This is a genomic window from Streptomyces sp. YIM 130001, from assembly GCF_003574445.1.
Classification (GTDB): Bacteria; Actinomycetota; Actinomycetes; order Streptomycetales; family Streptomycetaceae; genus Streptomyces.
Map to the genome: position 1 here is coordinate 499,807 of NZ_KZ984548.1, position 24,406 is coordinate 524,212.

General features: G+C 71.0%; 17 protein-coding genes and 1 pseudogene. 8 read left to right on the forward strand and 10 right to left on the reverse strand.

Going from position 1 to position 24,406, the window contains the following annotated elements:
- Positions 1-134 precede the first annotated feature (134 nt).
- Positions 135-3,338: a tetratricopeptide repeat protein gene (locus tag DSC45_RS02385; protein ID WP_119286853.1), complete on the reverse strand. Its 3,204-nt coding sequence runs from the start codon at positions 3,336-3,338 to the stop codon at positions 135-137.
- 201 nt (positions 3,339-3,539) lie between these two features.
- The gene (argJ, locus tag DSC45_RS02390; protein WP_119286510.1) at positions 3,540-4,730 is read right to left on the reverse strand and encodes a bifunctional glutamate N-acetyltransferase/amino-acid acetyltransferase ArgJ; all 1,191 of its coding nucleotides are present in this window, start codon (positions 4,728-4,730) and stop codon (positions 3,540-3,542) included.
- Positions 4,731-5,146: 416 nt separating this feature from the next.
- Between argJ and DSC45_RS36760 the strand changes: the two genes are divergently transcribed.
- Entirely contained in the window at positions 5,147-5,281 is a 135-nt protein-coding gene (locus DSC45_RS36760) for a hypothetical protein (protein ID WP_276145435.1), read from the forward strand.
- Between the two features lie 61 nt (positions 5,282-5,342).
- The gene (locus DSC45_RS02395; protein ID WP_119286511.1) at positions 5,343-5,846 is read left to right on the forward strand and encodes a nucleoside deaminase; all 504 of its coding nucleotides are present in this window, start codon (positions 5,343-5,345) and stop codon (positions 5,844-5,846) included.
- Positions 5,847-5,938: 92 nt separating this feature from the next.
- On the opposite strand, the pseudogene DSC45_RS02400 reads toward DSC45_RS02395, so the two are convergent.
- The 8 genes and pseudogenes from DSC45_RS02400 to DSC45_RS02435 form a co-directional block, all read right to left on the reverse strand.
- Positions 5,939-6,562 (reverse strand): annotated as a pseudogene (locus DSC45_RS02400) (histidine phosphatase family protein); the annotation flags it as partial.
- Between the two features lie 14 nt (positions 6,563-6,576).
- Positions 6,577-8,379 (reverse strand): carbamoyltransferase family protein, encoded by a 1,803-nt coding sequence (locus DSC45_RS02405; protein WP_119286855.1) that lies wholly within the window; start codon positions 8,377-8,379, stop codon positions 6,577-6,579.
- Entirely contained in the window at positions 8,376-9,512 is a 1,137-nt protein-coding gene (locus DSC45_RS02410) for an NAD(P)/FAD-dependent oxidoreductase (protein WP_119286515.1), read from the reverse strand. Before DSC45_RS02410 ends, DSC45_RS02405 begins: the two co-directional genes overlap by 4 nt.
- Positions 9,509-10,552, reverse strand: a complete 1,044-nt coding sequence (locus DSC45_RS02415; protein ID WP_240434333.1) for a cucumopine synthase-related protein — start codon at positions 10,550-10,552, stop codon at positions 9,509-9,511. Before DSC45_RS02415 ends, DSC45_RS02410 begins: the two co-directional genes overlap by 4 nt.
- A gap of 70 nt (positions 10,553-10,622) precedes the next feature.
- Positions 10,623-11,087: an SRPBCC family protein gene (locus DSC45_RS02420; protein WP_162929091.1), complete on the reverse strand. Its 465-nt coding sequence runs from the start codon at positions 11,085-11,087 to the stop codon at positions 10,623-10,625.
- A gap of 295 nt (positions 11,088-11,382) precedes the next feature.
- Positions 11,383-12,297, reverse strand: coding sequence for a xanthine dehydrogenase accessory protein XdhC (gene xdhC / locus DSC45_RS02425; RefSeq protein ID WP_205571231.1), 915 nt, complete (start codon positions 12,295-12,297; stop codon positions 11,383-11,385).
- Position 12,298: 1 nt separating this feature from the next.
- On the reverse strand, positions 12,299-14,704 hold the full coding sequence (gene xdhB / locus DSC45_RS02430) for a xanthine dehydrogenase molybdopterin binding subunit (protein WP_119286518.1): 2,406 nt from the start codon (positions 14,702-14,704) through the stop codon (positions 12,299-12,301).
- Positions 14,701-16,209, reverse strand: coding sequence for a xanthine dehydrogenase small subunit (locus DSC45_RS02435; RefSeq protein ID WP_119286520.1), 1,509 nt, complete (start codon positions 16,207-16,209; stop codon positions 14,701-14,703). The genes xdhB and DSC45_RS02435 overlap by 4 nt, the downstream gene beginning before the upstream one ends.
- Before the next feature lie 979 nt (positions 16,210-17,188).
- On the opposite strand from DSC45_RS02435, the gene DSC45_RS02440 reads away from it, so the two are divergent.
- The 6 genes from DSC45_RS02440 (at position 17,189) to DSC45_RS02465 (ending at position 24,353) form a co-directional block, all read left to right on the forward strand.
- Positions 17,189-17,536, forward strand: a complete 348-nt coding sequence (locus DSC45_RS02440; protein ID WP_119286522.1) for a hypothetical protein — start codon at positions 17,189-17,191, stop codon at positions 17,534-17,536.
- 69 nt (positions 17,537-17,605) lie between these two features.
- Positions 17,606-18,250, forward strand: coding sequence for an SRPBCC family protein (locus tag DSC45_RS02445; RefSeq protein ID WP_119286524.1), 645 nt, complete (start codon positions 17,606-17,608; stop codon positions 18,248-18,250).
- Between the two features lie 155 nt (positions 18,251-18,405).
- Complete coding sequence (locus tag DSC45_RS02450; protein ID WP_119286526.1) at positions 18,406-18,846, forward strand: MmcQ/YjbR family DNA-binding protein; 441 nt, start codon at positions 18,406-18,408, stop codon at positions 18,844-18,846.
- A gap of 314 nt (positions 18,847-19,160) precedes the next feature.
- Positions 19,161-21,263: a thioredoxin domain-containing protein gene (locus DSC45_RS02455; protein WP_162929092.1), complete on the forward strand. Its 2,103-nt coding sequence runs from the start codon at positions 19,161-19,163 to the stop codon at positions 21,261-21,263.
- Between the two features lie 151 nt (positions 21,264-21,414).
- Positions 21,415-22,677 (forward strand): glycosyltransferase, encoded by a 1,263-nt coding sequence (locus DSC45_RS02460; RefSeq protein WP_119286529.1) that lies wholly within the window; start codon positions 21,415-21,417, stop codon positions 22,675-22,677.
- 56 nt (positions 22,678-22,733) lie between these two features.
- Complete coding sequence (locus tag DSC45_RS02465; protein WP_119286859.1) at positions 22,734-24,353, forward strand: ArnT family glycosyltransferase; 1,620 nt, start codon at positions 22,734-22,736, stop codon at positions 24,351-24,353.
- Positions 24,354-24,406: the final 53 nt, after the last annotated feature.

The following is a 24,406-nucleotide window of genomic DNA, read 5'->3' on the forward strand; positions in this document are numbered from 1 at the left end:
ACGACCACCGACCTCGTGGGGGCGTTCGTGCGTCACCGTGGTGGCGCACGAACGCCATGAGTGACGGGTGTTCGGCGAGGGCCGCCGCCGTTGCCGGGCCGCTCGGCACGACTCGCCGGAATCCGGCGCGGGCGCTACGCGGCGTCCGCACCCACCGGCACTCCCATGACCTCCCGGGAGTGCCGGCCCGGGACCATACCGAGGCGCCAGGCCTGCCAGCCGGACTCCAGGTCGACGCCGCGCTCCAGCATCAGCGCGTACGTGGCCAGATAGTCGCCGAGTTTGGGGTCCCGGATCGGGTGGCCCGACCTGCTCAGTTGGGACAGTTCCTCCTGGGCGACGGCCGTGCCCACCTCCGAGCCGCCGGGCGAGGCGTACGGCAGCAGCGTGCAGCGCAGGAAGCGCGCCCAGTCCTCGCCGCGCCGGTCCCCGTACGAGGCGAACAGGCCCGCCGCGTCGTCGCAGAGGCCGAGCGCCTGCTGGCTGCGGGCGTTGCCCGCGTCGACCACCGCGAGTTCCAGGCAGGTCCATGCCTCGCCGTGCGCGACCTTGATCCGCTGGAAGTCCGCCCGGGCGTCCGCGAGGAGTTGCCGGGCGAAGCCGGAGTTGCGCAGCGAACCGGTGCGGGCCGCGTTCTGGTCCCGGGTCACCCGCCCCGAGTGGTGCCGCGCGCAGGCGAGCCCGTACACGTCCCGCATCCGCGAGAACATCGTCCGGGCGCGCTCCAGATCGCGTACCGCCTGATCGAGGCTGCCGGTCCCCTCCAGGGCCTGACCCAGGTAGTACAGCGACCAGGCCTCGCCGCGTGCGTCCTCGTTGTCGCGGTGCCTCGAGACCGCCTGGCGCAGTCCGTCCACCGCCGCCGACGGATCGCCGGCGACCAGGCGGGCCCGTGCCAGCTGGGTCAGGGCCCAGGCCTCGCCACGGCCGTCCCGGGTGCGTCCGTACAGGTCGAGGGCCTCGCGCAGTTCGGACTCGGCGCGCGGTACGTCGTCCATCCGCAGGCAGAGCTGGCCGAGCTGGAAGTGGGCCCAGGCCTGGCCGTGCACGGACTCGCTCTCGCGGTGCAGGGTGAGCGCCGAGTTCAGCAGGGCGAGCGCCTCGGTGACGTGCGCGCGGTCCCGTTCGACCGCCGCGAGGGCGTGCTGGGTCCAGGCGCGGTCGCCGGCGAGTGCCTCGGAGGACTGCAGGTCGAGGGCCTCCCGCAGTTTGGCCGCGGCCTCGGTGAGCTGGCCCTGGTGGTGGAGCGTGATGCCGAGCGAGCAGAGCGCGCGTGCGGCGCCCGACTCGTGGTGCGCCTCGAAGTACAGGTCGACCACCGAGGACAGGGTGCTGCGCGCCCGGTCCAGCTCGCCGAGCTGACGGGCCGCGATACCGGTACGCCACTGCACGGACCGGCCGAGCAGTCCCTGGTCCACGGCCTGGGTGAGCTCGGAGATCTCCCCGAGGCGGTAGAGGTCACCGCGCAGCAGGCAGTAGTCGCACAGGGCGCCGAGCAGGTTCAGTACGGCCTGCTGGTCGACGCCCTCCGCGTGCCTGAGCGCCGCCGTGATGAAGCTCGACTCGTCGTCGAGCCAGCGCAGGGCGGCGTCCAGGGAGGTGAAGCCGTGCGGACCGAACTGGTCGGCGCGGGTCGAGGTCTTGCCGTCGACCAGGCGGATCACCGAGTCCGCCAGCTCGGCGTAGTTGGCGATCAGGCGTTCCTGCGCGGCCGTGCGCTCGCCGGGCTCCTCCTCGTCGAGCAGCCGGGCTCGGGCGAACGACCGCACCAGGCCGTGCAGCCGGTACCTGCTGCCCCGTACCCGCACCACGAGTCCCGCGTCGGCGAGCCCGTCGAGTCGCCGGCCCGCCTCGGTCTCGTCCGTGGACAGGAGCGCAGCCGCGGCGGCGGCGCCGAGCGAGGCCCGCCCGGCGAGCGCGAGCCGGCGCAGGAGGCGCCGTGCGGGATCGGGCTGGTCGGTGTAGCGCAGCCACAGGGCGCGTTCCACCGGGTCGACGGGGCCGTACGCCGACAGGTCGGCGGCCAGCTCCCGGGTGCTGCGCGGGCCGATGGCCGATCCGGCGACGCGCAGCGCGAGCGGCAGCCCGCCGCACAACTCCCGTACGAGGTCGGAGGAATCGGCGTCGTACGGCTCGGAGGAGTCCTGCGCGGACTCCCTCAGCAGCTCCTCGGCGCCGGCCGCGTCGAGCGGTCCGACGGGCAGGTGGTGCACCCAGGCGGGCAGTTCGGGGTCGAGTTCCAGCGGGCGCCGCGAGGTGACGAGGACCAGGCTGTCGGAGCGGTCGGGTACGAGGGTGCGGACCTGTTCGGCGTCGTTGGCGTCGTCCAGGATCACGGTGACCGGGAGGCCGGTCAGGTGCTGGTGGTAGAGCTCGGTCAGGCGGCGCAACTGCTGTTCCTGGGAGACCCGTTCGCGGAACAGGAGCTGCTCGCGCGGAGCGCCGAGCCGGTTCAGGAGGTGCAGGAGCGCGTCCCGGGTCGAGAGCGGTCCGTCGGTGGTGCTGTTGCCGCGCAGGTCCACCACGCACGCGCCGCGGAACTGGTCCTTGAGCCCGTGCGCGGCCCGCAGGGCGAGGGTGCTGCGTCCGGAGCCCGGCGGCCCGTGCAGGACCACCACGGTGGGCCGGGTCTCGGTGGAGGCCCGTGCCGCGTGCACCCACTGCCCGATCTGCGCCATGTCCTGCCTGCGGCCCGCGAACGGGCCCTGAGGTTCGGGCAGTTGACCGAAGGAGTTGGCGAGTACGGTACGTCGCCGCGCGGCCGCGCTCTTGTCCGTACGCCGCAGGGGCGGCGGCTTCTTCGCGCCGGTGGTGGTCGCCGCGGCCACCACGCGCTGCTGGTCCAGGTACGGGCGGATGCCCCGTACCTCGAGCGCGGTGAGCCACTGCAGCCGCAACTGCTCGGGCCCGCCCGGCTGGTGCAGTGCCCCGGCCTGCCGGTGCGCGGCCGGCCAGTGTGCGGCGGTCACCCGGCCGACGGTGGTGGCCGCGCCCGCGACCGCGACCACCGCGCCCGCGGCGAGCGCGGTGCCCGCCCCGGTGCCGAAAGAAAGGTCCGCGACACTCGCCGCGAGGGCGGCAACTGCCGTCACCAGTACGGGAGTTGTGCCCTGTTCCGCGAACCGCTGCCCGAAGGTTCTGCGGCCCGCCTCCGCCTCGTCGAGAGCCTGCAGATAGGCCGCGTACTCCTCCGCCGATGTCTCGGCCATCGCGTCCAGGGACCCGCGCGCCCGGCTGAGCAGCACGTTCCCGTCGGCCCGGCCTCCGGAGCGCCTGACCTCCTCCTCCACGGCCCGCGCCAACAGGCCCTCGGCCTCCACCCGATGGCTGTCCCGCATCTGCATCCCCCTTTGGAGTCCGCCCGCAGCCGGTTCGCTGCCGGACACCGGCATTCCATGCTCCACGACTACGCCTGACTGATCGTGAGCAACAAGTGTCCTGCGCACAACGGCACTTCGCGAGGGCCCCTACCCGCTGCACCGTTTCCCTGAGCCCTTCTTGAGCCTTCGGGCAAACATCCGTGCGCCCCGTCGGCCGGGTCAGGTCGTGTAGTCCGCGTTGATTCTCACGTAGCTCTCGGTGAGGTCGCAGCCGTAGACCGTGAAGTCTCCCCGGGAGAGGCCCAGGTCGATGCGGATGGTGACCTCGGTGCCGGAGAGGTACTCGGCGGCCTGGTGGAGGAGGGTGTCGGTGGGCTCGTCCGGGTGCATCGGCAGGTCGCCGAACTGGATGCGGACGCGGGAGGGTTCGATGTCGGTCTCCTCGTGGAGTTTGCCGACGGCCATCGCCACCCGGCCCCAGTTCGGGTCGCTGCCGTGTACTGCGGCTTTGACGAGTGGGGAGTTGACCACGCTCTTGCCGACGCGCTTGGCCTGGGCGTCGTCGCGGGCGCCGGTGACGTGGACCTCGATGAGTTTGCCCGCGCCTTCGCCGTCCGAGGCGATGTCCCGCACCAGGTGCAGGGCGCAGTCGTACAGCGCCTGTTCGAAGGCGGCCGGGTCGACCGGGCCCGCGAGGCCGTTGGCGAACACAGCGGCGGTGTCGCTGGTCGAGGTGTCCGTGTCGATGCTCAGGGCGTTGAACGTCCGGTCCGTCACGCGCCGGAAGACCGCGTCGAGTTCGGCGGCCGGGACGTCCGCGTCGGTGAAGAAGAACGTCAGCAGGGTGGCCATGTCCGGCTCGATCATGCCGACGCCCTTGGCGATGCCGGTGATCACCGCGTCCCCGCAGCGCACCGATACGTACTTGGGGCGGGTGTCCGTCGTCATCATCGCTGCTGCGGCCGCGGCGAAGTCCGCCTCGGGGAACGGCCGGGTGAGGGCGTCGAGGCCGGTCCGGATGCTGTCCATCGGGTAAGGGCGGCCGATCACGCCGGTGGAGCCGATGACCAGCTCGTCCGGCGCGATCCCCGCGATCGTGGCGACCTTGCGGCGTACCTCCTCGGCATGTGCGGCGCCTGCGCGCCCCGTGGCCACGTTCGCGTTGCGGGAGAGTACGACCATGCCGCGGCTGCGCTGCCGGGCCGCCGATGCGCGGCTGAGTACGACGCTCGGGCCGGCGAAACGGGACCGGGTGAACACCGCGGCGGATCGTGCGGGCACCTCGGACACCACGGCGGTGAAGTCGTCCTCGACGTCCTTGAGGCCCATGTTCGTCGAGACGCCGCGAAAGCCCCGCGGGTACGGCGTGCGGGGCTGGGTGTGGGGTTGCGTCTGGGGCTGTGGCTGCATGGCCGGGTGCACCTCGCTGCAAGGCCGGGATTGCGGATGAATATGCGTAGTAGCGTATAGGTATGCATTCGCTTGTCGAGGGGTGGCGGAGGGGGCGACGTCGGGGGGTGGGCGGCTCGGCGGATCTCCGCAGGGGTGGCCCCGGCTGTGTGAAGTGACGTACCGCGGGGGCCGGTTGGTGTGCGGGCCCGCAGCGGAAGGCTTCCGGGTCGGCGGGTTGCCGCGCGGTCGCGCCGTGATGCTGGGCGCCTGTGCCGTGACCCAGGGTGGTGCGCGCGGCGGATCCTGCACTTGTAGGACCCTACAAAGAGCCGGACTCTGCCCCCGGGCGTCTTCATGCCTTCCACCCCTGGCTGACTTCGCCGCGTCGCCTGTGTACTCCTCACATACGCTGAACGAAGCAAGGGGTGAACGACGTGGAACCTTCTCCGGCGTCCCCGCGGGCGGAAGCGCTCGATGCGGCGGCTCAGCATCCGGACGCGACGGCGGTCGCGGACGGTATCGACATGATGACCGAGAGCAACAACTCTGAGTGGTCCGTGGCCACTTGACCCGCACCCCGTACGGGCAGAGCAGCCGGGGAACTTCCATCGACTCCGAAAGAAGTGACAAGTGAGCGCGCAGACCCAAGAAACCAGCGTCCACGAGGCCGAGCGTGCGTGGCTGAACGAGGCGATCGACCTCGCCACCACCAGCGTGGCGAACGGCGGCGGTCCCTTCGGCGCCCTGATCGCCAAGGACGGCGAGATCGTCACGCTCGGGAACAACCAGGTCACCTCGAACCTGGACCCCACCGCACACGCCGAGGTGAGCGCGATGCGCGCCGCCTGTCAGAAGCTCGGCAGCTTCTCGCTCGAGGGCTGCGTCCTGGTCACGTCGTGCGAGCCGTGTCCGATGTGCCTGTCCTCCGCGCTGTGGGCGCGCGTGGACCGGATCGTGTTCTCCGCCGACCGGCACGACGCCGCGGTGGCCGGCTTCGACGACCGTAAGTTCTACGACCTGTTCCAGAAGCAGCCTGCGTCGATGTGGCCGGTGGACGTCGAGCAGATCGACCTGCCGAACCGCACCGCGCCGTTCGACGCGTGGCTGGCCAAGTCGGACCGCGTCGACTACTGACACACCGCGGGTCCCGCGTTCGGGAGCCGACCATCCAGGCGGACGGGCCGGGCGTCGTGATGACGCCCGGCCCGTCCGTTCCTGCGGCCGGTTCAGCCCAGATGGGAGATGTCGTTCAGCGCCCGTACGGACGCGGTGCCGTGGCTGTCGTAGGACAGGACCGACACGGAGGCCGCCGCGAGTTCCATCCGGAACAGGGACGCGGGGGGCGCGCCGAGCGCCAGGCGGACCAGGGTGCGCAGCGGTGCGACGTGCGAGACGACCAGCACCGTACGCCCCGCATGCCGCGCCAGGATCCGGTCCCGCGACCGGGAGACCCGGCGTGACACCGACGCGAACGTCTCGCCCGTGCGGCCCGGCGCGACCGTCGGCGACCGACGCCAGGCCGCCAGCTCCTGCGGGAAGCGCTCGCGCACCTCGGCGAACGTGAGCCCCTCCCAGGCGCCGTAGTCCGCCTCCCGCAGCCCCTCGTCGATGGTCACGTCCAGACCGAGGCGCAGGGCCACCGTCCGGGCCGTCTCGCGGCAGCGGGCCAGCGGCGAGGACACCACGTCCTGCACCGTGCCGCGCGCCGCGAGAGCCCCCGCCACGGCCTCCGCCTGCCGCCGACCGGTGGCCGAGAGCGCCGGGTCGCCGCCGCCGCTGCCCGAGATGCGCCGCTGGGAAGTCAGCGCGGTCTCGCCGTGCCGCAGCAGGAGCAGGGTCGTCGGCGCCCCGGCCTGCCCCTCGGTCACGCCGGCGTACCCGTCTTCGAGACGAGGTAGTCGCCCAGGACGAGGTGGTCGATCTCCGTGCCGAGGAAGCACTTCAGCGCATCGGCCGGTGTACAGACGATCGGCTCACCCGCCACGTTGAACGACGTGTTGAGCAGGCACGGCACATCGGTGAGTGCCGTGAACCGGCGCAGCAGCGACGCCAGGCGCGGGGTGTCCTCGTCCGTGACGGTCTGCACCCTGGACGTACCGTCCACATGGGTCGCCCCCGGGATCACGTCCTGGAACTCCGGACGCACCGGGAACACGAACGTCATGTACGGCGAGCGCGTCTTGCGGCCCATGTCGAAGATCTTCGGTGCGTCCGACTCGAGGACGATCGGAGCGAACGGGCGGAACGGTTCGCGGTGCTTCACCCGGGTGTTGATCACGTCCTTGATGTCGGGGAAGTTCGGGTTGGCCAGGATGCTGCGGTGGCCGAGCGCCCGGGGCCCGTGCTCGAGCCGGCCCTCGTACCAGCCGATGACGACCTTCTCGGTGAGCAGCTGCGCCACCTTCTCGACGACCTCCTCGTCGCCGCTCAGCCGCCTCCACTCGATCCGGCCGTCGCACTCCGCGAGGGCCTTCTCGATCACCGAGTCGTCGTACTCCGGCCCGAGGTACGGGGTGACCCGATGCGCGGGTCTCGGCTCGCCCGCGCTGTCCGGGTGGTGGAGCCAGGCGTGGACCGCGGCGCCCAGGGTGACTCCCGTGTCGCTGGCGCCGAAGCTCACGTCCATGTCGTCGAAGCGTGAACTCTGGAGCAGAGGCGTGTTGTTGAGGCAGTTGAGCGCCACGCCTCCCTCGAAGAGGAGGTGGTCCAGATCGGTCCTCGCCTCCAGAGCGCGGAGCTGGTGACGCGTGACGACGGACAGCATCTCCTGTGCGGCGGCGGCCACCCGGGACCGGTACTCCAGGGAGTCGCGGAACGGCCCGAAGTACTCCTCGAAGAGCGGGTCGAGGCTCTGCGGGTTGTCCGTCTCCAGCGGCCTGGCGAAGCGGTACGTGCCCTGGTCGCCGAGCTCCACGAACTGCTCGACGAACGGGTTCGGCGACGGCGGGTCCGCGTATCCGGACAGGCCCATCACCTTGTACTCGTCGTTGTTCGGGACGAACCCGAGGAAGCGGGTGATGGCGCTGAACAGCATGCCCATCGAGTACTCGGCGCCGATGGCCGACTCCTCGAAGACGCGGACCCGGCCGTCGCGGATCTCGCCCGTGAGGGTCGAGAGCACTTCGGCGCGGCCGTCGCTGATGAGGAACGCGCTGTCCCGCATGCCTGCCGCGTAATAGCCGGTCATGGCGTGTGCGAGGTGGTGGGGTACGAACACCACCTTGTCCGGGTCGGGAGTGAAGCCCGTGCGTGCCGCGAAATCGGCGAGGATCGCCTCGTGGCTGACGACCTCGGAGTACAAGGTGCCGATACTGCCCAGGAGTTGAAGCTTCGCAGCCGGTGGCACGGGCGCGGACACGATGCCCGACAGCATCTCGTCGAGCACCCCGGCGGAGAAGTCGAACGGGATGGCGATCAGGTCGATGTCGGAGAACTGCAGCCCCGCCTGCTCCAGGCACCAGGCGATCGAACGGACCGGGAAGTCGGTGGTCTTCTTCTCCCGGTTGAGCCGCTCCTCCTCCACCGCGGCGACGAGTTCGCCGTCGACGAGCAGTGAGGCGGCCGCATCGTGGCCGAGCAGGTAGTGCTTGTCCTTGCCGACCGCGCCGAAGTGCTCGGCGAAGACCTCCGATACGCGGGTGAAACCGTTGCAGCCCAAGACGATCATGACGGTGTCCCTTCTCCGTCGGCCGGACTCGGCGCCGGCCCGCCGGTGCATCGGGCGGTGGCGAGTCCGGCGATGTCGGTCCAGGGCTGCTTACCGAGCAGGAGATCGCGGACGATCTCGCCGGCGGCGGGCGCCTGGCACAGTCCCTGGCCGGAGAACCCGGCCGCGTAGACGAACGGTCGCGACGGGTCGCGGCCGATGAAGGCGGTGCCGTCCGGGCTCACGTCGAGGTCTCCGCTCCAGCCGCGCTCGAGTCGTCGGCCCGCCAACGACGGGTAGGTGGCGCCGAGTTGACGGGCCACCCGTCCCAGCCACGCCTCCCGGGACTCGTCGGTGCCGGGGCGGCCCATGCCGACCAGGATGCGGTCTCCCCAGGTGCGGATCCGCAGGCTCGTCGGATGCAGCGTCATCGGCAGCGGCGCCCGCGGTGCGGGGCGCGGCGCATCGGTGAGCAGCAGCTCGATGGGATACGTGGTCACCGGCAGGCGCACACCGGCGAGGTCGGCGACCTGATCCGCCCAGGGACCGGCCGCGCAGACGACCGTGTCGGCGCGGATGCTGCCCGCGGACGTGTGTACCCGCCCGTCGGGGTCGATACCGGTCACGGGTGTGTGCGTACGGACGAGGGCCCCGGCCCGTTCGGCGGCGGTGGCGTAACCGCGCACGATCGCGGCGGGGTCGCAGGCGTACGCCTCGGGCGACCAGGCCGCCCCCACGACGGTCTGATCGTCGAGCAGCGGGTTGAGTCGCGCGGCCTCGGCTGCGGTGACCAGCTCGACGGCCACACCCGCGGCATGCTGGGCGGCGCGGTCGCGCCGGAAGGCCTCGACCTGCCGCTCCTCGGTGAACAGCTCGAGGAATCCGACGCGCTGCAGGCCGAGATCGGTCCCGGTCCGCTCGGCGAAGGCGTGGTACGCCTCCGTGCTGCGCACGGCGAGGCTGCTGGTGAGGGGGCTGCCGGGGAAGTAGCTGCGGACGACGCCCGCGGTGTTCGCGGACGATCCCGATCCCAGCGCGCCGCGTTCGAGCAGGACGGTGTCGACGCCGGCTTCGGCGAGTTGGCAGGCGATGGAGGTGCCGATGACGCCGCCGCCGATGACGACGACGTCCGTGCGTGCGGGGAGTGCGCTCATGCCGGGCGGCCCGCTTCGGCGGGTGCCTCGACCGCGGACTCGGGACGTTCCCGGAGTGCGGCGTCGGGCCGTTCCTGGCGCAGTGCGTCGCCGGCGTCCCAGGGGAACAGGTGCAGGTTCCAGCCGCCCAGGCAGTTGATGTAGAGGGCCAGTTGGCTCACCACCGCCTGGAACTCGTCCCGTTCCAGGCGGTCGAGGCAGTCCAGGAAGCGCTGGGTGAAGGCCCACAGCTTCTCCAGGCCGCAGTAGCCGAGGAACTCCGCCGGTACGCCGACGAGCAGGCGGGCCATCTGGCGCAGCGACTCCAGCGGCATGTCGCTCACGGCGCCGCGGACCAGGCCGCCGTAGGAGGCGTAACCCAGCGGCCGGGTCTCGCCGTTGACGAAAAGCAGGGTGGGCAGCACCGTGTCGAAGCTGCCGGCACCCGAGTGGATCGATCCGCGGTGCAGATCGGCGAGTTCGACCGGCTCGGCGAGCCAGATCCGCTCGGTCTCGGCGTGCACGTCGCGGATCAAGCGGTCGGCGTCCGGGTCGGTGGCGGTGAGCCGGGGGATGCGGTGGCCGCCCTCGGTGCCGGCCGCACGGACCTCCACCAGGATCTGCTTCTTCGTCGAGTAGACCGCGTCCCAGATCGCCTGCCCGGCCTCCAGCAGACCCGGCAGGTCCCGCTCACGGATCCGGCCGACCGGCGCGGCCGGCATCGGCTCGGTCAACTCGCCGTATTTGATGCCCAGATGCTGAAGCCCGGAAAGGAAAACCGTCCCGTCGGGCGCCTCGCGTCGGTCGGCGATCCGGTGGGACGGGTGGGTGTGCAGCAATTCGTGGACCGGTGCCACGTGATAGAGGTGGCTGCCCGCCACAAGGGCATGCCCCTGGAGGCTCTGGTAGGGCAGTGAATTCCACAGTGTGTCGGCCAACTCCGGGTTCCGGCCGTCGAGTTCGGCGGTGACGGTGATTCCCAGATCGGGCCAGGCTATCTCGATATTCCGTACGGACTTCTGGGGCAGGGGAGTTGCGTCGTGCGACAACGGCTGGGGCACAGAATTTCCTTCGCGTCGAGAGATGTCGGGAAGACGCCGCCAACAGGGCGACGCGGGGTGTCGGCGGCGGCTATTTCTGTGCGAAGTGGTCCCGCATGAGGTCGGTCTGCTTCGCCATGATGGCGATGATCGTCTCGACGACCTCGGTGTCGGCGTCCTCGGCGATCGTCAGCTCACGCGACCAGTCGAAGAAGCAGCGGCTCGGATCGTTGGTGATCGGCCGGACCTGAATGGTGGCGAGATAGGCGTCGACGCCGGTCGCCGGTGCGACGGCGCGGTAGGTCTGGGCGCGGTCCACCTCGTTGCGTCCGGCGACTTCCTGCTGGACGAGACCGTCGTTGAAGGCAAGCGTGAAGTCGTAGCGGGCAGGCACCTTTTCGGGTGCGCCGCCCTCGGCCCAGCCCACCTTCTTCGCGCCCTCACCGGACACGATCGACACCACCTTCAGGGCGTCGCGGACCACGGCCCACACGGTGTCCGGATCGGCATCGATGACGGTCGAGTGATACATCGTGTGTTTACGCTGGATCGCCAAAACAACTCCCTGATGAGCGCAGGGAGTTCAAAAGGCCCCCGCGCTTCGGTCATGTGTGCAAGAAGTACACAGGCAGCTTCGGGGAGTCAGCCAGCAACGGATGCCATGAAGTCGCAACCGGGGGTGGACCGAATGTTCGTGGACTTCTACAAAGGCCCGCTGGCGAGGGCTAATTGGGCCCCTCTTTAAGAGGTGCGTGTTAAAAGGTGCGTGTTAAGAAGTGCCGCGTCAAGAGGCGCCGCGTCAAGAGGTGCCGCGTCAAGAAGGGTATGCCGCAGGGGAATTGGCGGTGCGCTCAAGCACTGTCGGCGACCGGCGGATACGTGGACTTCGAGGTGTCCCCCGGAGTGGAGCCGGCCGAATCGGCGGAGGCCGCATCCGGCACCGCCCTCAAGTGGTCCTGCTCTCCCGCCCGTTCGAACATCAGCAGCAGATCCGCCGCCACGCTCACCGCGATCGTGGCCGGCTCCTTGCCGGAGATCTCGGGCATGCCGATCGGCGTCTTGATCCGAGCGATGGTGGCGGCGTCGTGGCCGCCCTCGGTGGCCAGCCGGTGCCGGAAGCGGGCCCACTTCGCGGACGAGCCGATCAGGCCGATCGAGCCCAGACCGGGCGTGCGCAGGGCGGCATCGGCAAGCGCCGCGTCCTCCGCGTGATCGTGGGTCATGATCAGGACGTGGGTGCCGGGGGCCAGCTCCTCGAGGACCTCCTCCGGGAGAAGCGGCTGGTGGTGCACGTGGACCTGCGCCGCCGCGTCCGAAAGCACGGCGAGCCGCTCGTCGGTGAGCATGTCGGGGCGGGTGTCGATCAGGTGCAGGTCGATGTTGTGGCGGGCCATCACGCGCGCCAGTTCGAGGCCCACGTGCCCGACCCCGAAGACCGCCAACGCCGGTACCACCGGCAGCGGTTCGAGCAGTACGGAGACGACGCCACCGCAGCACTGCACACCGTGCTGGTTGGTGACCTTGTCGTTGAGAGCGAACTCCATCAGCTCCGGCTCGGTGCCGGACGCATCCATCAGCTCCCTGGCCCGGTCGATCGCGACGGCCTCGATGTTGCCGCCACCGATCGACCCCCAGGCCTCGGAGGGACCCACCACGAGTTTGGCCCCGGCCCGGCGGGGCGCATGGCCCCGCACGGTCGCCACGGTCACGAGCACGCCGGCCTCCCGGCGTGCTCGCAACCGCGCGACCGCGGTCACCCAGGTCATGTCAGGCATGGCTGAGCGCACTCGTCCCGGTGGTGATCTCGCCGGCGTCACCCGTGAGGCCGTCGGCCTCGGTGCCGCCCTTGCGGGCCGTCTCGATCGCCCAGTACACCGCCTCCGGCGTCGCGGGCGAGGCGAGATGCAGGCCGACCCCGGCGGGGCCGAACGCCGCGGCGGCCTGCCGCAGCGCCTCCCGTACCGAGAAGGCCAGCATCAGCGGTGGCTCGCCGACGGCCTTGGACCCGTAGACCGCGCCCTCTTCGGTGGCGTTCTCCAGGAGCGTGACGTTGAACTCCTCGGGCATCTCCGAGAAGCTCGGCAGCTTGTACGTGCTCGCCGCCTGCGTGAGCAGCCGTCCACGGCCGGGCCCGTCGCCGGTGTCCCAGCGCAGGTCCTCGAGCGTCAGCCAGCCGGCGCCCTGCACGAAACCGCCCTCGATCTGCCCGATGTCGATCATCGGGGAGAGGCTGTCGCCGACGTCGTGCACGATGTCGACCCGCCGGATGCGGTACGCACCGGTGAACCCGTCGACCTCCACCTCGGCCGCCGCCGCACCGTTCGCGAAGTACTTGAACGGCGAGCCGCGGAAGGTCTTCGCGTCCCAGTGCAGCCCCTCGGTCCGGTAGTAACCGGCCGCCGACAGCTGCACCCGCTGGAAGTACGCGGTCCGCACCAGGTCGTCCCAGGCCAGCTCCTTGTCCTGGCCGAGCGCACGGGCGACGCCCTCGGTGATGCGTACGTCGGAGGCGTTCGCACCCAGCTGGGATCCGGCCACCGACAGGAGCCGCTCGCGCAGCTGCTCGCAGGCGTTCTTGATCGCACCGCCGTTCAGGTCGGCACCCGAACTGGCCGCTGTGGCAGAGGTGTTGGGCACCTTGTCGGTACGGGTCGGGGCGAGTCGCACCTTGTGCAGCGGGATGCCCAGGGTGGTCGCGGCCACCTGCAGCATCTTGGTGTGCAGGCCCTGGCCCATCTCGGTGCCGCCGTGGTTGATCAGGACGGAGCCGTCCTTGTAGATCAGGACGAGGGCGCCACCCTGGTTGAAGGCGGTCAGGTTGAACGAGATGCCGAACTTGATGCCGGTGATGGCGAGCGCCCGCTTCGTGTGCGGATGCGCGGCGTTGAAGGCCGCGATCTCGCGCTTGCGGTCGGCGACCTCGCCGCTCTCCTTCACCTGCTCCCAGACGGCGGAGATCCGGTCGGCCTGAGTGACCGGCTGACCGTACGGCGTGGTCTGGCCCTGGCCCGGACGGTAGAAGTTGCGCTCGCGCAACTCCATCGGGTCCAGGCCCAGTTGAGGTGCGCAGCGACCCAGGATGTCCTCGATCACCAGCATGCCCTGCGGGCCGCCGAAGCCACGGAACGCGGTGTTGGAGACCGTGTGGGTCTTGGCGATACGGCCGGCGACCCGCGCGTTCGGGATCCAGTACGTGTTGTCGATGTGGCACAGCGCGCGGGCGAGCACCGGTTCGGACAGGTCGAGGCTCCAGCCGCCGTCCGCGGTCAGCGTGGCGTCCAGGGCCTGGATGCGGCCGTCCTCGTCGAACCCGATCCGCCAGGTGGAGTGGAAGCCGTGCCGCTTGCCGGACATGGTCAGGTCCTGCGTCCGGTTGAGCCGGAACCGCACCGGCCGGCCGGTCAGCTTGGCGCCGAGCGCGGCGACCGCCGCGAACCCGTGCGGCTGCATCTCCTTGCCGCCGAAGCCACCGCCCATCCGCAGGCACTGCACCGTCACCTCGTGCGACGGCACACCGAGCACGTGCGAGACGATCTCCTGGGTCTCCGACGGGTGCTGGGTGCTGCTCTGGATGAACACCTGCCCGTTCTCGTCGACCTGGGCGAGAGCCGCGTGCGTCTCCAGGTAGAAGTGCTCCTGGCCGGCGAACTGGAACTCGCCGGTGATCACATGCGCGGACTCGGCGAAGCCGGCGTCCAGGTCACCGGTCTCCATCAGGGGCTTGGCGCCGTGGTAGCTCTCGGCCCCGATCGCGTCCTGGAGCGTCACCAGGGACGGCAGCTCGTCGAGCTCCACCTCGACGGCCGCAGCGCCGAGCCGGGCCGCCTCCAGCGTCTCGCCGAGCACCCAGGCCACCGCGTGGCCGTGGAACATGACCTCGTCGGGGAAGAGCGGCTCGTCGTGCTTCATACCGGCGTCGTTCTCACCGGGCACATCGGCCCCGGTCAGCACCCGGACCACACCGGGCACCTCGAGCGCGGCCCCGGTGCGCAGTGCGGTGATCCGGCCGTGGGCCTTCATGGCCTGTACGGGATAGGCGTGCAGGACGTCCTTCGTACGCTGCACCAGGTCGTCGGTGTACAGCGCGCTGCCGGTGACGTGCTGGAAGGCACTCTCGTGCGGCTGGGCCACACCGACAAGGGGCTTCTCGGGGCGCTCGGACAGATGGCTCATGACGGCACCGCCTCGTTGGTCTGTGCGTACAGCTTCAGCAGGCTCTGGCCGAGCATCGCGGAACGGTACTCGGCGCTGGCGCGGTGATCGTTCATCGGTGTGCCCTGGGCCTGCAGCACCTGCGCCGCGGCCGACACGGTCTCGGTCGTCCAGGGCTTGCCCTCCAGGGCGGCCTCGGTGGCCAGCGCGCGGATCGGGGTGGCGGCCACGCCGCCGAGGCCGATGCGCGCCTTGGTGACGATCCCGTCCTCGATCTCGAGCGCGAGGGCGACCGCCACGCTGGAAATGTCGTCGAAGCGCCGCTTGGCGATCTTGTGGAACGCCGTGACGGGCGCCAGCGGCAGCGGGATGCGTACGGCACGGATCAGCTCGCCCGGACGGCGCACGCTCTGCCGGTACCCGGTGAAGTAGTCGGCCAGCGGCACCTCGCGCTCACCGTCCGCGTCGGCGAGGACCAGGGACGCGTCGAGTGCGAGCAGTACCGGCGGGGTGTCGCCGATGGGCGAGCCGGTGCCCAGGTTGCCGCCGATGGTCGCGCTGTTGCGGATGAGCCGGGAGGCGAACTGGGGGAAGAGCTCGGCCAGCAGCGGGACGGTGCCGTCGAGGCGCCGCTCGATCTCGGTGAGCGTCTGGGCCGCACCGATCTGGATGAAGTCGTCCTCGACGCGCAGCTCCCGCAGTTCGGGCAGGCGGTCGATGGCGACGACGTAATCCGCCCTGCGGGAGCGGATGTTGACCTCCACGCCCCAGTCGGTGCTGCCGGCGACGACGACCGCGTCGGGCCGCTCGCGCAGCGTCCGCAACGCTTCGGCGAGGGTGCCGGGGCGTACGAACTCGCTGTCGCCCTGGGCGTATCGGGTGGCGACCGGCTCGGGCGCGGCCTGCTCGCGGCGCTGCGCCAGCGGGTCGTCCTCCTCGGGTGTACCGACGGCGAAGGCGGCGTCGCGGATCGGACGGTAGCCCGTACAGCGGCAGAGGTTGCCGCTCAGCGAGTGCAGATCGAAGCCGTTCGGACCGTGCTCGGAGTCACCGTGCCCGGCGTCGGTGCCGTCGGCCTGCGCCTGGTCGGCGTCCGTGGTCCGGCCGGCTGCCGCGTGCGCGCAGCGGTCGGGCCGGTAGTACTCGGCCGCCATGCTGCAGATGAACCCCGGTGTGCAGTAACCGCATTGGGAGCCGCCGCGCGAGGCCATCTCCTCCTGCACCGGGTGCAGGGTGGCCGGCGTACCGGGCTCACCGGCGGTGGCGAGGCCCTCGGAGGTGACGACTTCCTGGCCGTCGAGCGCCGCGACCGGGACCAGGCAGGCATTGACCGGCACCCAGTCGGTGGGCTTGTTCACCCCGGGACGGGCGACCATGACCGAGCACGCACCGCATTCGCCTTCGGCGCAACCCTCCTTGGACCCGGTGAGGCCGCGGTCGCGCAGGAAATCCAGGACCGTCGTCTGGGGAGCGGCCGGGGAAATCGGTGTGACCTTCCCATTGACCGTGATCCGCGCCGCTACCATGGCAGATCCTCATTTCGGTGCGCGGTCGTTCTGTTTATCGTAGTCGCCATTTCAAGGGCTTTCTCTATCGGTGACGCGGCCTGAGAGCCCGGGCATGGATCAGCACGCAACGATGCGCCGCAGGCGGTGGCGGAGATGGGGAGGCACCGGGGCCGCGATCGGGCACGCCGGGAAGAGGGGATGCTCAGGAGCCGTGTGCTACACGGCCCGGGACCCAGGCGGCCTGCTGGGCGAGGCGATGCAGATCGGAGATGGTCGACATCCGACTTCGCCTCCTTCCGGCAGCAACTCACGAGTCGGTTCGCTCGAACCTAGGTAGCCGGGGACCCACCGTCAAGACGGCCTGCTCCGACCGGTAATTCTCTATAGGAAGCTACAACGTATTGCGCGAATAATTGCGGGGGAGTCGGGCCATCGCACAATGGCGGTTGCGACGGAATTTCCAGTGGTAAATGCGTCGTCGCTGTGAGCTGCAGCCCGCGGGTCCGAAGGGGGCGTACGTCGTCGCAGGCCGGCCGCAGGGAGGTCGTCCGCTGGTCGCCGGTCTCGTCCGCCTCCCCCGCGGCGGCGGAGGTGATGTCGTCCCGCGGCCGGCCGCCTTGGCCGCGAGGGGGACGTGCGCGTGCCGTCCGCTTCGGTGCCGCCGGTCCCGCCGCCCGAGCCGCTACTCGATCCACCGCCCGAGCCCCTGTCGGGACCGTCGCCTGACCTGCGGTCCGGCCCATGGTCCGGCCTGCGGCCCGCCCTCTACGCCGGCACCTTCCCTCTACGCCGGCATCCTCCATGCGTGACCTTACACCGTGAAGTTTATTGCCGTTACCTCTTGCGCGTAAGGCTAATATCTGTAGTCTTACGGCTGTAAGGTTATCGATCGGCAGGAACCACGCCCGGCGACCCCGGGGTGTCACCGGTTCCCCGGCGCCGGTCGCAGCGGACAAGCCACGTGTCGCCCCCGCGGCGGCGAGTGAAGGAGCAGGTCATGGCAGGCACCTCCGGCGTCGTAGCCCGTGCAGAGCGACGCACCCCCCTCGCGGTCTCGGTCTCCGCCTGGCTCGCCCCGCTCCTGGTCCTCACCGGATTCGCGTTCGTCGCGTTCGCACCCGTCCTCGTCGCGCTGGTCGGTGCCCTGGTCCGCGGCCGCGACGCCGTGGTCAAGGCGGCGGCCGCGGTGCTCGCCGTCGGCTACGCGATCCCGTTCGCCATCTGGCAGTTGAGGCCCGACGGGGCGCAGAGCCTGACGAAGGACATCCATCCCGGATTCGTCGTCCTGATCGTCGCCGCCTCCGCCGCACTCCTCATCGCCGTCCGTCGCGCCCACCGGCGCTGAGCGGCCGCACGCTCGGGAGCCCGTGAACTCCCCTCACCCATAGGCCTGTTACGGAAGGAACCCCCTCTCATGTTCACCACCCGCTCCCGCACCGCAGCCCTCGCGATCTCGCTCGCCGCGATCGGAGCCCTCGGTGTCGCCGCCTCGCCCGCCCAGGCCGCCGCTCCCTCCGCCCAGGCGCGTTCCGGCCACCACACAGGCGCTCCCGAGTGCGGCGGGCAGGGCGTCGACCCGGACGCGCTGGTCCGCTACCGCTCCGAGATCCTGATCGACGCCCCGTTGCGCACGGTCTTCAAGACCCAGACGGACGTGGAGAGTTGGCCGTCCTGGCAGGACGCCGTCCTGACCAGTCAGCGACTCGACTCCGGTCCGCTGCGCGCCGGTTCGTCCTTCCACTGGACCACCCCGGTGCCGGCCACGCCCTCGACCCCCGCCACCACGCTCGACATCACCTCCAGCGTCGAGCAGCTCGAGCGCAACCAGTGCGTCCGCTGGACCGGACCCGCGGACGGCGAGGGGATCCACATCGACGAGGGCACCCACGTGTGGACGTTCACCAAGGTCAAGGGTGGCGTCCTGGTCCGCACCGAGGAGACCTGGACCGGCGACCAGGCCGAGGCCGACGTACCCACCTCGACCGAGGCACTCGGCGCGGGGCTCGAGATCTGGCTGAAGGACCTGAAGGCCGCCGCCGAAGCCCGCGCCGCCTGCTGACCCGCGCAGTCCGGCAGAGCCGCCCCGCCGCCCCGCGATCCGCCGCCGCCCTCCACGCCCGTGCGTGGAGGGCGGCGGTACGTCCGGTTCCGCCGGTCGGGCGAGGATGGCAGTGTGGGAGCGAAACCGAGTGGTCGAGACCGGATTCTGGTGACATGCCGCATCCCCTGATGTTCGAGGACGACGACCCCTACCTGCTGCGCCTGCGCCGGGTGGCGCTCGCGTTCCCGGACGCGGAGGAGCGGATCGCGCACGGCAGGCCGGGCTTCCGGGCAGGCAAGTTCTTTGCCTGGTACGGGGGTTCGACAAAGGGCTCGGCCGATACGCGCATCCCGTACGAGCAGGCTCTGATCGTCCTGCCGGACGACACGGACCGCGCGGCCCTCGCCGAGGACGCGCGCTGCTTCGAGCCCGCCTACCTCGCCCCGTCCGGCTGGATCGGCATCGATCTCGCCGCCGGCGGAGCCACGGCCCCCGAGGACGTGGACTGGCAGGAGGTCGCCGAACTCCTGGACGCCTCCTACCGCCGAGTCGCGGGCGTCAGGCGAACTGCCCGCCTGGACGAAGACGGCGGCCCGGCGAACGCCACCGCCTGATCGATACCGCGGCGGCCCCGTCCACGCCACCTCCGGCCGCCTGCCCCCGCCGGTCGCCCGCCGTGCCGGTCCCCGCGCCGCCTTCCCGGCAGCACCCGGGCCCCGCACGGCCGCCGGGCCCGCCGCCTCGGGCCGTACGCCCTGCTCACCGAGTTCCTGGCGCCGCCGGACGAGGCCGGGCGCGATTGATTCGCCGGGCCCGAGCCGGGGCAGGCGCCCGCCGCCGCAGTCGTCCCGGCTGCCGGAGCCGCCCGTGCCGCGCGCCGGCCCGTGCCGCATCGGCGTGAGCGTGCCGCGTGCGTCAGGATTGGGGCATGCCCAACCGACTCGCTCATGAGACCTCCCCCTACCTCCTGCAGCACGCCGAGAACCCGGTCGACTGGTGGCCCTGGTCGGACGCCGCCTTCGAGGAGGCACGGAAGCGGGACGTGCCGGTGCTGCTCAGCGTCGGCTACAGCGCCTGTCACTGGTGTCACGTCATGGCGCACGAGTCCTTCGAGGACGAGGTGACGGCCGCGTATCTGAACGAGCACTTCGTGAGCGTCAAGGTGGACCGCGAGGAACGTCCCGACCTGGACGCCGTGTACATGGAGGCCGTGCAGGCCGCGACGGGCCAGGGCGGCTGGCCGATGACCGTGTTCCTCACCCACGACGCCGAACCCTTCTACTTCGGCACGTACTTCCCGCCCGAGCCGCGCCACGGCATGCCGTCGTTCCGCCAGGTGCTGCAGGGCGTGCACGCGGCCTGGACCGACCGCAGAGGCGAGGTCACCGAGGTCGCCGGGCAGATCGTCCAGGACCTCGCCGGGCGTGAACTCGCCCACGGCGGAGGCGGTTTGCCCGGAGAGGAGGAGCTCGCGCAGGCGCTGCTCGGCCTCACCCGCGACTACGACGCGACGCGCGGCGGCTTCGGCGGAGCGCCCAAGTTCCCGCCCCCGATGGTGATCGAGTTCCTGCTGCGGCACCACGCCCGCACCGGCTCGGAGGGCGCGCTGCAGATGGCGGTCGACACCTGCGAGCGAATGGCCAGGGGCGGCATCTACGACCAACTCGGCGGCGGCTTCGCGCGCTACTCGGTCGACCGCGAGTGGACGGTGCCGCACTTCGAGAAGATGCTCTATGACAACGCCCTCCTCTGCCGTGCCTACGCCCACCTGTGGCGGGCCACCGGCAGTGACCTGGCCAAGCGGATCGCGCTGGAGACCGCGGACTTCATGCTGCGTGAACTGCGCACGCCCGAGGGCGCGTTCGCCTCGGCCCTGGACGCGGACAGCGACGACGGCACCGGCAAGCACGTCGAGGGCGCGTACTACGTGTGGACGCCGCGGCAACTGCGCGAGACTCTCGGTGACGAGGACGCCGAACTGGCCGCCGCCTACTTCGGAGTGACCGAGGAGGGCACCTTCGAAGAGGGCTCCTCCGTCCTCCAACTCCCGCAGTCGGAACGGGTCTTCGACGCGGACCGGATCGCCGGCGCGAAGCAGCGGCTGCTCGCGGCGCGCGGCACCCGTCCCGCGCCCGGCCGCGACGACAAGGTGGTCGCCGCCTGGAACGGCCTGGCGATCGCGGCACTCGCCGAGGTCGGCGCGCTGTTCGAGGAGCCGTCCTACGTCGCGGCCGCGGTGGAGGCCGCGGACCTGCTGCTGCGCGTGCACCTGGACGACCAGGCGCGGCTGAGCCGGACCAGCAGGGACGGCCGGGTGGGCGCCAACTCCGGTGTCCTGGAGGACTATGCGGACGTCGCCGAGGGCTTCCTCACGCTGGCCGGGGTCACCGGCGAGGGCGTGTGGCTCGAGTTCGCCGGATTCCTGCTCGACATCGTGCTCGACCAGTTCACCGGCGAGGGCGGGATGCTCTACGACACGGCGCACGACGCCGAGCGGCTGATCCGCCGCCCGCAGGACCCGACGGACAACGCCACCCCGTCCGGCTGGTCCGCGGCCGCCGGCGCGCTGCTCTCGTACGCCGCGCACACCGGCTCGGAACCGCACCGTACGGCGGCCGAAGGGGCCCTCGGCGTGGTGCGGGCGCTCGGCCCGAGGGCGCCGCGGTTCATCGGCCACGGACTCGCGGTGGCGGAGGCGCTGCTCGACGGGCCTCGCGAGATCGCCGTGGTGGGCAGGGCGGGTGGACCCGCGGACGGCGGGGGCGCGGAGCCCGGCGGTGCGGTCGCGGGTGGCGCGGACGGCGGCGCCGAGGCCGACCCGGAGGCCCGCGAACTGCGCCGTACGGCGTTCCTGAGCACCGCGCCCGGCGCGGTGGTCGCCTTCGGCCGGGCGGGCAGTGACGAACTGCCCCTGCTGGTCGACCGTCCCCTGGTGGACGGGCGCCCGGCGGCGTACGTCTGCCGCAATTTCACCTGCGACGCTCCGTCAACGGACGTACAGGACCTGGCCGCGAAGCTGGCGCAACCGTAGGCAGGGGGCGCTTGTCGTACATCAGGGGGCTTGGATGAAACGTGGGATTTATCAGAAGAGAGCCTGAGTTTCACGTTCCCCCCATATCCTCACCACGAAGGTGGGGGAGGTGTGGCCGGTCCGGTCGCGCCTCGGGGGTCTGGGGGGACTTTTGCTCACATCTGTTGTCATATCCGTGGTTTCGCTGACGCTGTTCTGGATGGCTGCCTTCACGTTGTGGTGGCAGATGCATGCCTGGCGCACGCCGGAGATGCTGGCGTCCACCCGGTTCGAACCGCCGCGGGGCGGGACGGGGTTGACGTTCTCGCTGCTCGTGCCGGCCCGGCACGAGCAGCTGGTGCTCGACCACACGATCAGGCGGCTGCTCGAATCCAGCCACGCCGGCTTCGAGGTCCTGGTGATCGTCGGGCACGACGATCCCGGGACGGCCGACGTCGCGGTGCGTGCGGCCGCCCGTGATCCGCGGGTACGCGTGATCACCGACACTCATGAGGCCAAGAACAAGCCGAAGGCCCTGAACACGGCGCTGCCGCACTGCCGGGGCGATGTGGTCGGTGTGTTCGACGCGGAGGACCAGGTCCATCCGGAGCTGCTCACCCATGTCGACCACGCCTTCCGGTCCACGGGTGCGGACGTCGTCCAGGGCGGCGTCCAGCTGATCAACTTCCACTCCAGCTGGTACAGCCTGCGCAACTGCCTGGAGTACTTCTTCTGGTTCCGCTCGCGGCTCCATCTGCACGCGCAGAAGGGCTTCATCCCGCTGGGCGGCAACACCGTGTTCGTACGTACTCCGGTGCTGCGCGAGGCAGGCGGCTGGGACCCGGACTGTCTGGCGGAGGACTGCGATCTCGGTGTACGCCTGTCCAGTGCGGGCAAGCGCGTCGTCGTCGCGTACGACAGCGACATGGTGACGCGTGAGGAGACGCCGGGCACGCTGGTCTCGCTGCTCAAGCAGCGCACCCGCTGGAACCAGGGCTTCCTGCAGGTCTACCGCAAACAGGACTGGCGCCGACTGCCGGGCGCAGGGCAGCGGTTGCTGGCCCGCTACACGCTGATGACGCCGTTCCTGCAGGCTTTCACCGGCGTGATCATCCCGCTGAACGTCGCCATCGCGCTGCTCCTCGACGTGCCGGTGGGTATCGCCTTCATCACCTTCCTGCCGCTGATCACCGCGGCCGTGACCTTCGTGTTCGAGGTGGTCGGGCTGCACGACTTCGGGCGGCAGTACGGGCTCAGGGTCAGGTTCACGCACTATCTGTTGCTCGTCGTCGGCGGGCCGTTCTACCAGGTGCTGCTGGCCGGTGCGGCGATCCGAGCGGTCTGGCGGGAGCTGCGCGGTCGCGGCGAGTGGGAGCTGACCAGCCATGTCGGAGCGCACCTCACGTACGACTCCCGAGAGGAGATCAGCGCGTGACCTCCACCCTTCCCGCGGTGGCCTCGGACGCCGCCGCGGCGGCCGCTCCTGTCCAGCTGCCGTCGACTCAGGCCTCGCCGTCAAGTGACAAGCGCAGCCTGACAGTTCGGCCGGTCGTCAGGTTCCGCGGATCGCCGCCCGACCTGATCCTCTGCGCGGTCCTGCTCGCCGCGATCCTTCTCGTACAGGGCTGGAACATCGCCGGATACCCGGCGCTCAGCGACGACGAGGGCACCTATCTGGCACAGGCCTGGGCGGTGCAGCAGGGCGACGGCCTGGCCCACTACACGTACTGGTACGACCACCCGCCGCTCGGCTGGATCCAGATCGCACTGCTCACCTGGATCCCGGCGGCGATCGCGCCCGACTCCATGGACGTCGGAACGATGCGCCTGGCGATGCTCCTGGTCAGCGCCGTGAGCGCGGTGCTGCTCTATGTCCTGGCCCGGCGCCTGTGGTTGCCGCGGTGGGCGGCGGGTCTGGCGATGGTGCTCTTCGGCCTCTCGCCGCTGGCCGTGGTGCTGCAGCGGGAGATCTTCCTGGACAACCTCGCGGTGCTGTGGATGCTCCTGGCGTTCTGTCTCGCCGCCTCGCCGAGCCGGCATCTGTGGCATCACTTCGGGGCGGGGATGGCGGCCGCCGTCGGGGTGCTCACCAAGGAGACGATGCTGGTGGTGCTGCCCGCGCTCCTGGTGACGATGTGGCGATACAGCCACCGCGACACCCGGAAGTTCGCGATCACCGGCGCCGTCACCGCCTGCGCCCTGATCGGCCTGGGCTATCCGCTGTACGCGCTGCTCAAGGGCGAGTTGCTGCCGGGCGCCGGGCACGTGTCGCTCTGGGACGGCATCACCTTCCAGATGGGCCGGCCGGGCAGCGGCTTCATCCTCGACACGGGTTCGGGGTCGTACGGCGTCCTGCAGTCCTGGCTGTACTACGACCGGGTGCTGCCGATCGGCGGGCTCGCCGCGGCCCTGTTGCTGCTCCTCGTACTGCGGTGGTCGGTGACGGCGCGGGCGCTGGCCGGGCCCGCGCTCGCGGTGGCGATCCTGGCGCTCGTCGCGATGCGGCCCTCGGGCTATCTGCCGGCGATGTACGTCATCCAGGCGCTGCCGTTCCTCGCGTTGGTGCTCGCCGGGGCGGTGGCGAGCGTGGCGCACGCGGTGCTGCGCAGGTTCCGCGAGCCGGGGGAGCCGGTGCTGTTCACGGGGGTGCGCTGGGCGGTGGCGCTCGCGCTGGCGGCGAGCGCCGTCGGGTACGTGGCGCCCCGCTGGTACGACGGGAACCGCATCGCGGCCACCGTCGACGCCAACGGCCCCTACCGGGCGGCCGCGGCGTGGATGGCGACGGAGGTGAAGGACCGCCCGGACGCCCGGGTGCTGGTCGACGACGCGCTCTGGCTCGACCTGGTGCACGCGGGCTACGAGCCGGGCCTCGGGGCGATCTGGTTCTACAAGGCGGACCTGGACCCGGCGGTGACGAGGACGATGCCGCGCGGCTGGCGCGATCTGGACTACGTGGTGGCCTCGCCGACGGTCCGCCGTGACGCGACGGACCTGCCGACGGTGAAGGCGGCGCTCCGACACTCGGAGAAGGTCGCGGAGTTCGGGGAGGGCGCGGACCGGGTGGAGATCCGGCGGGTTCGTGACGGGTCTTCCGCGGGCGACGACCGGTGACGCCTCCCACGGCGGCCACGCTCCCTGCCGCCCCGGCTCCGCGCCGTACCGCC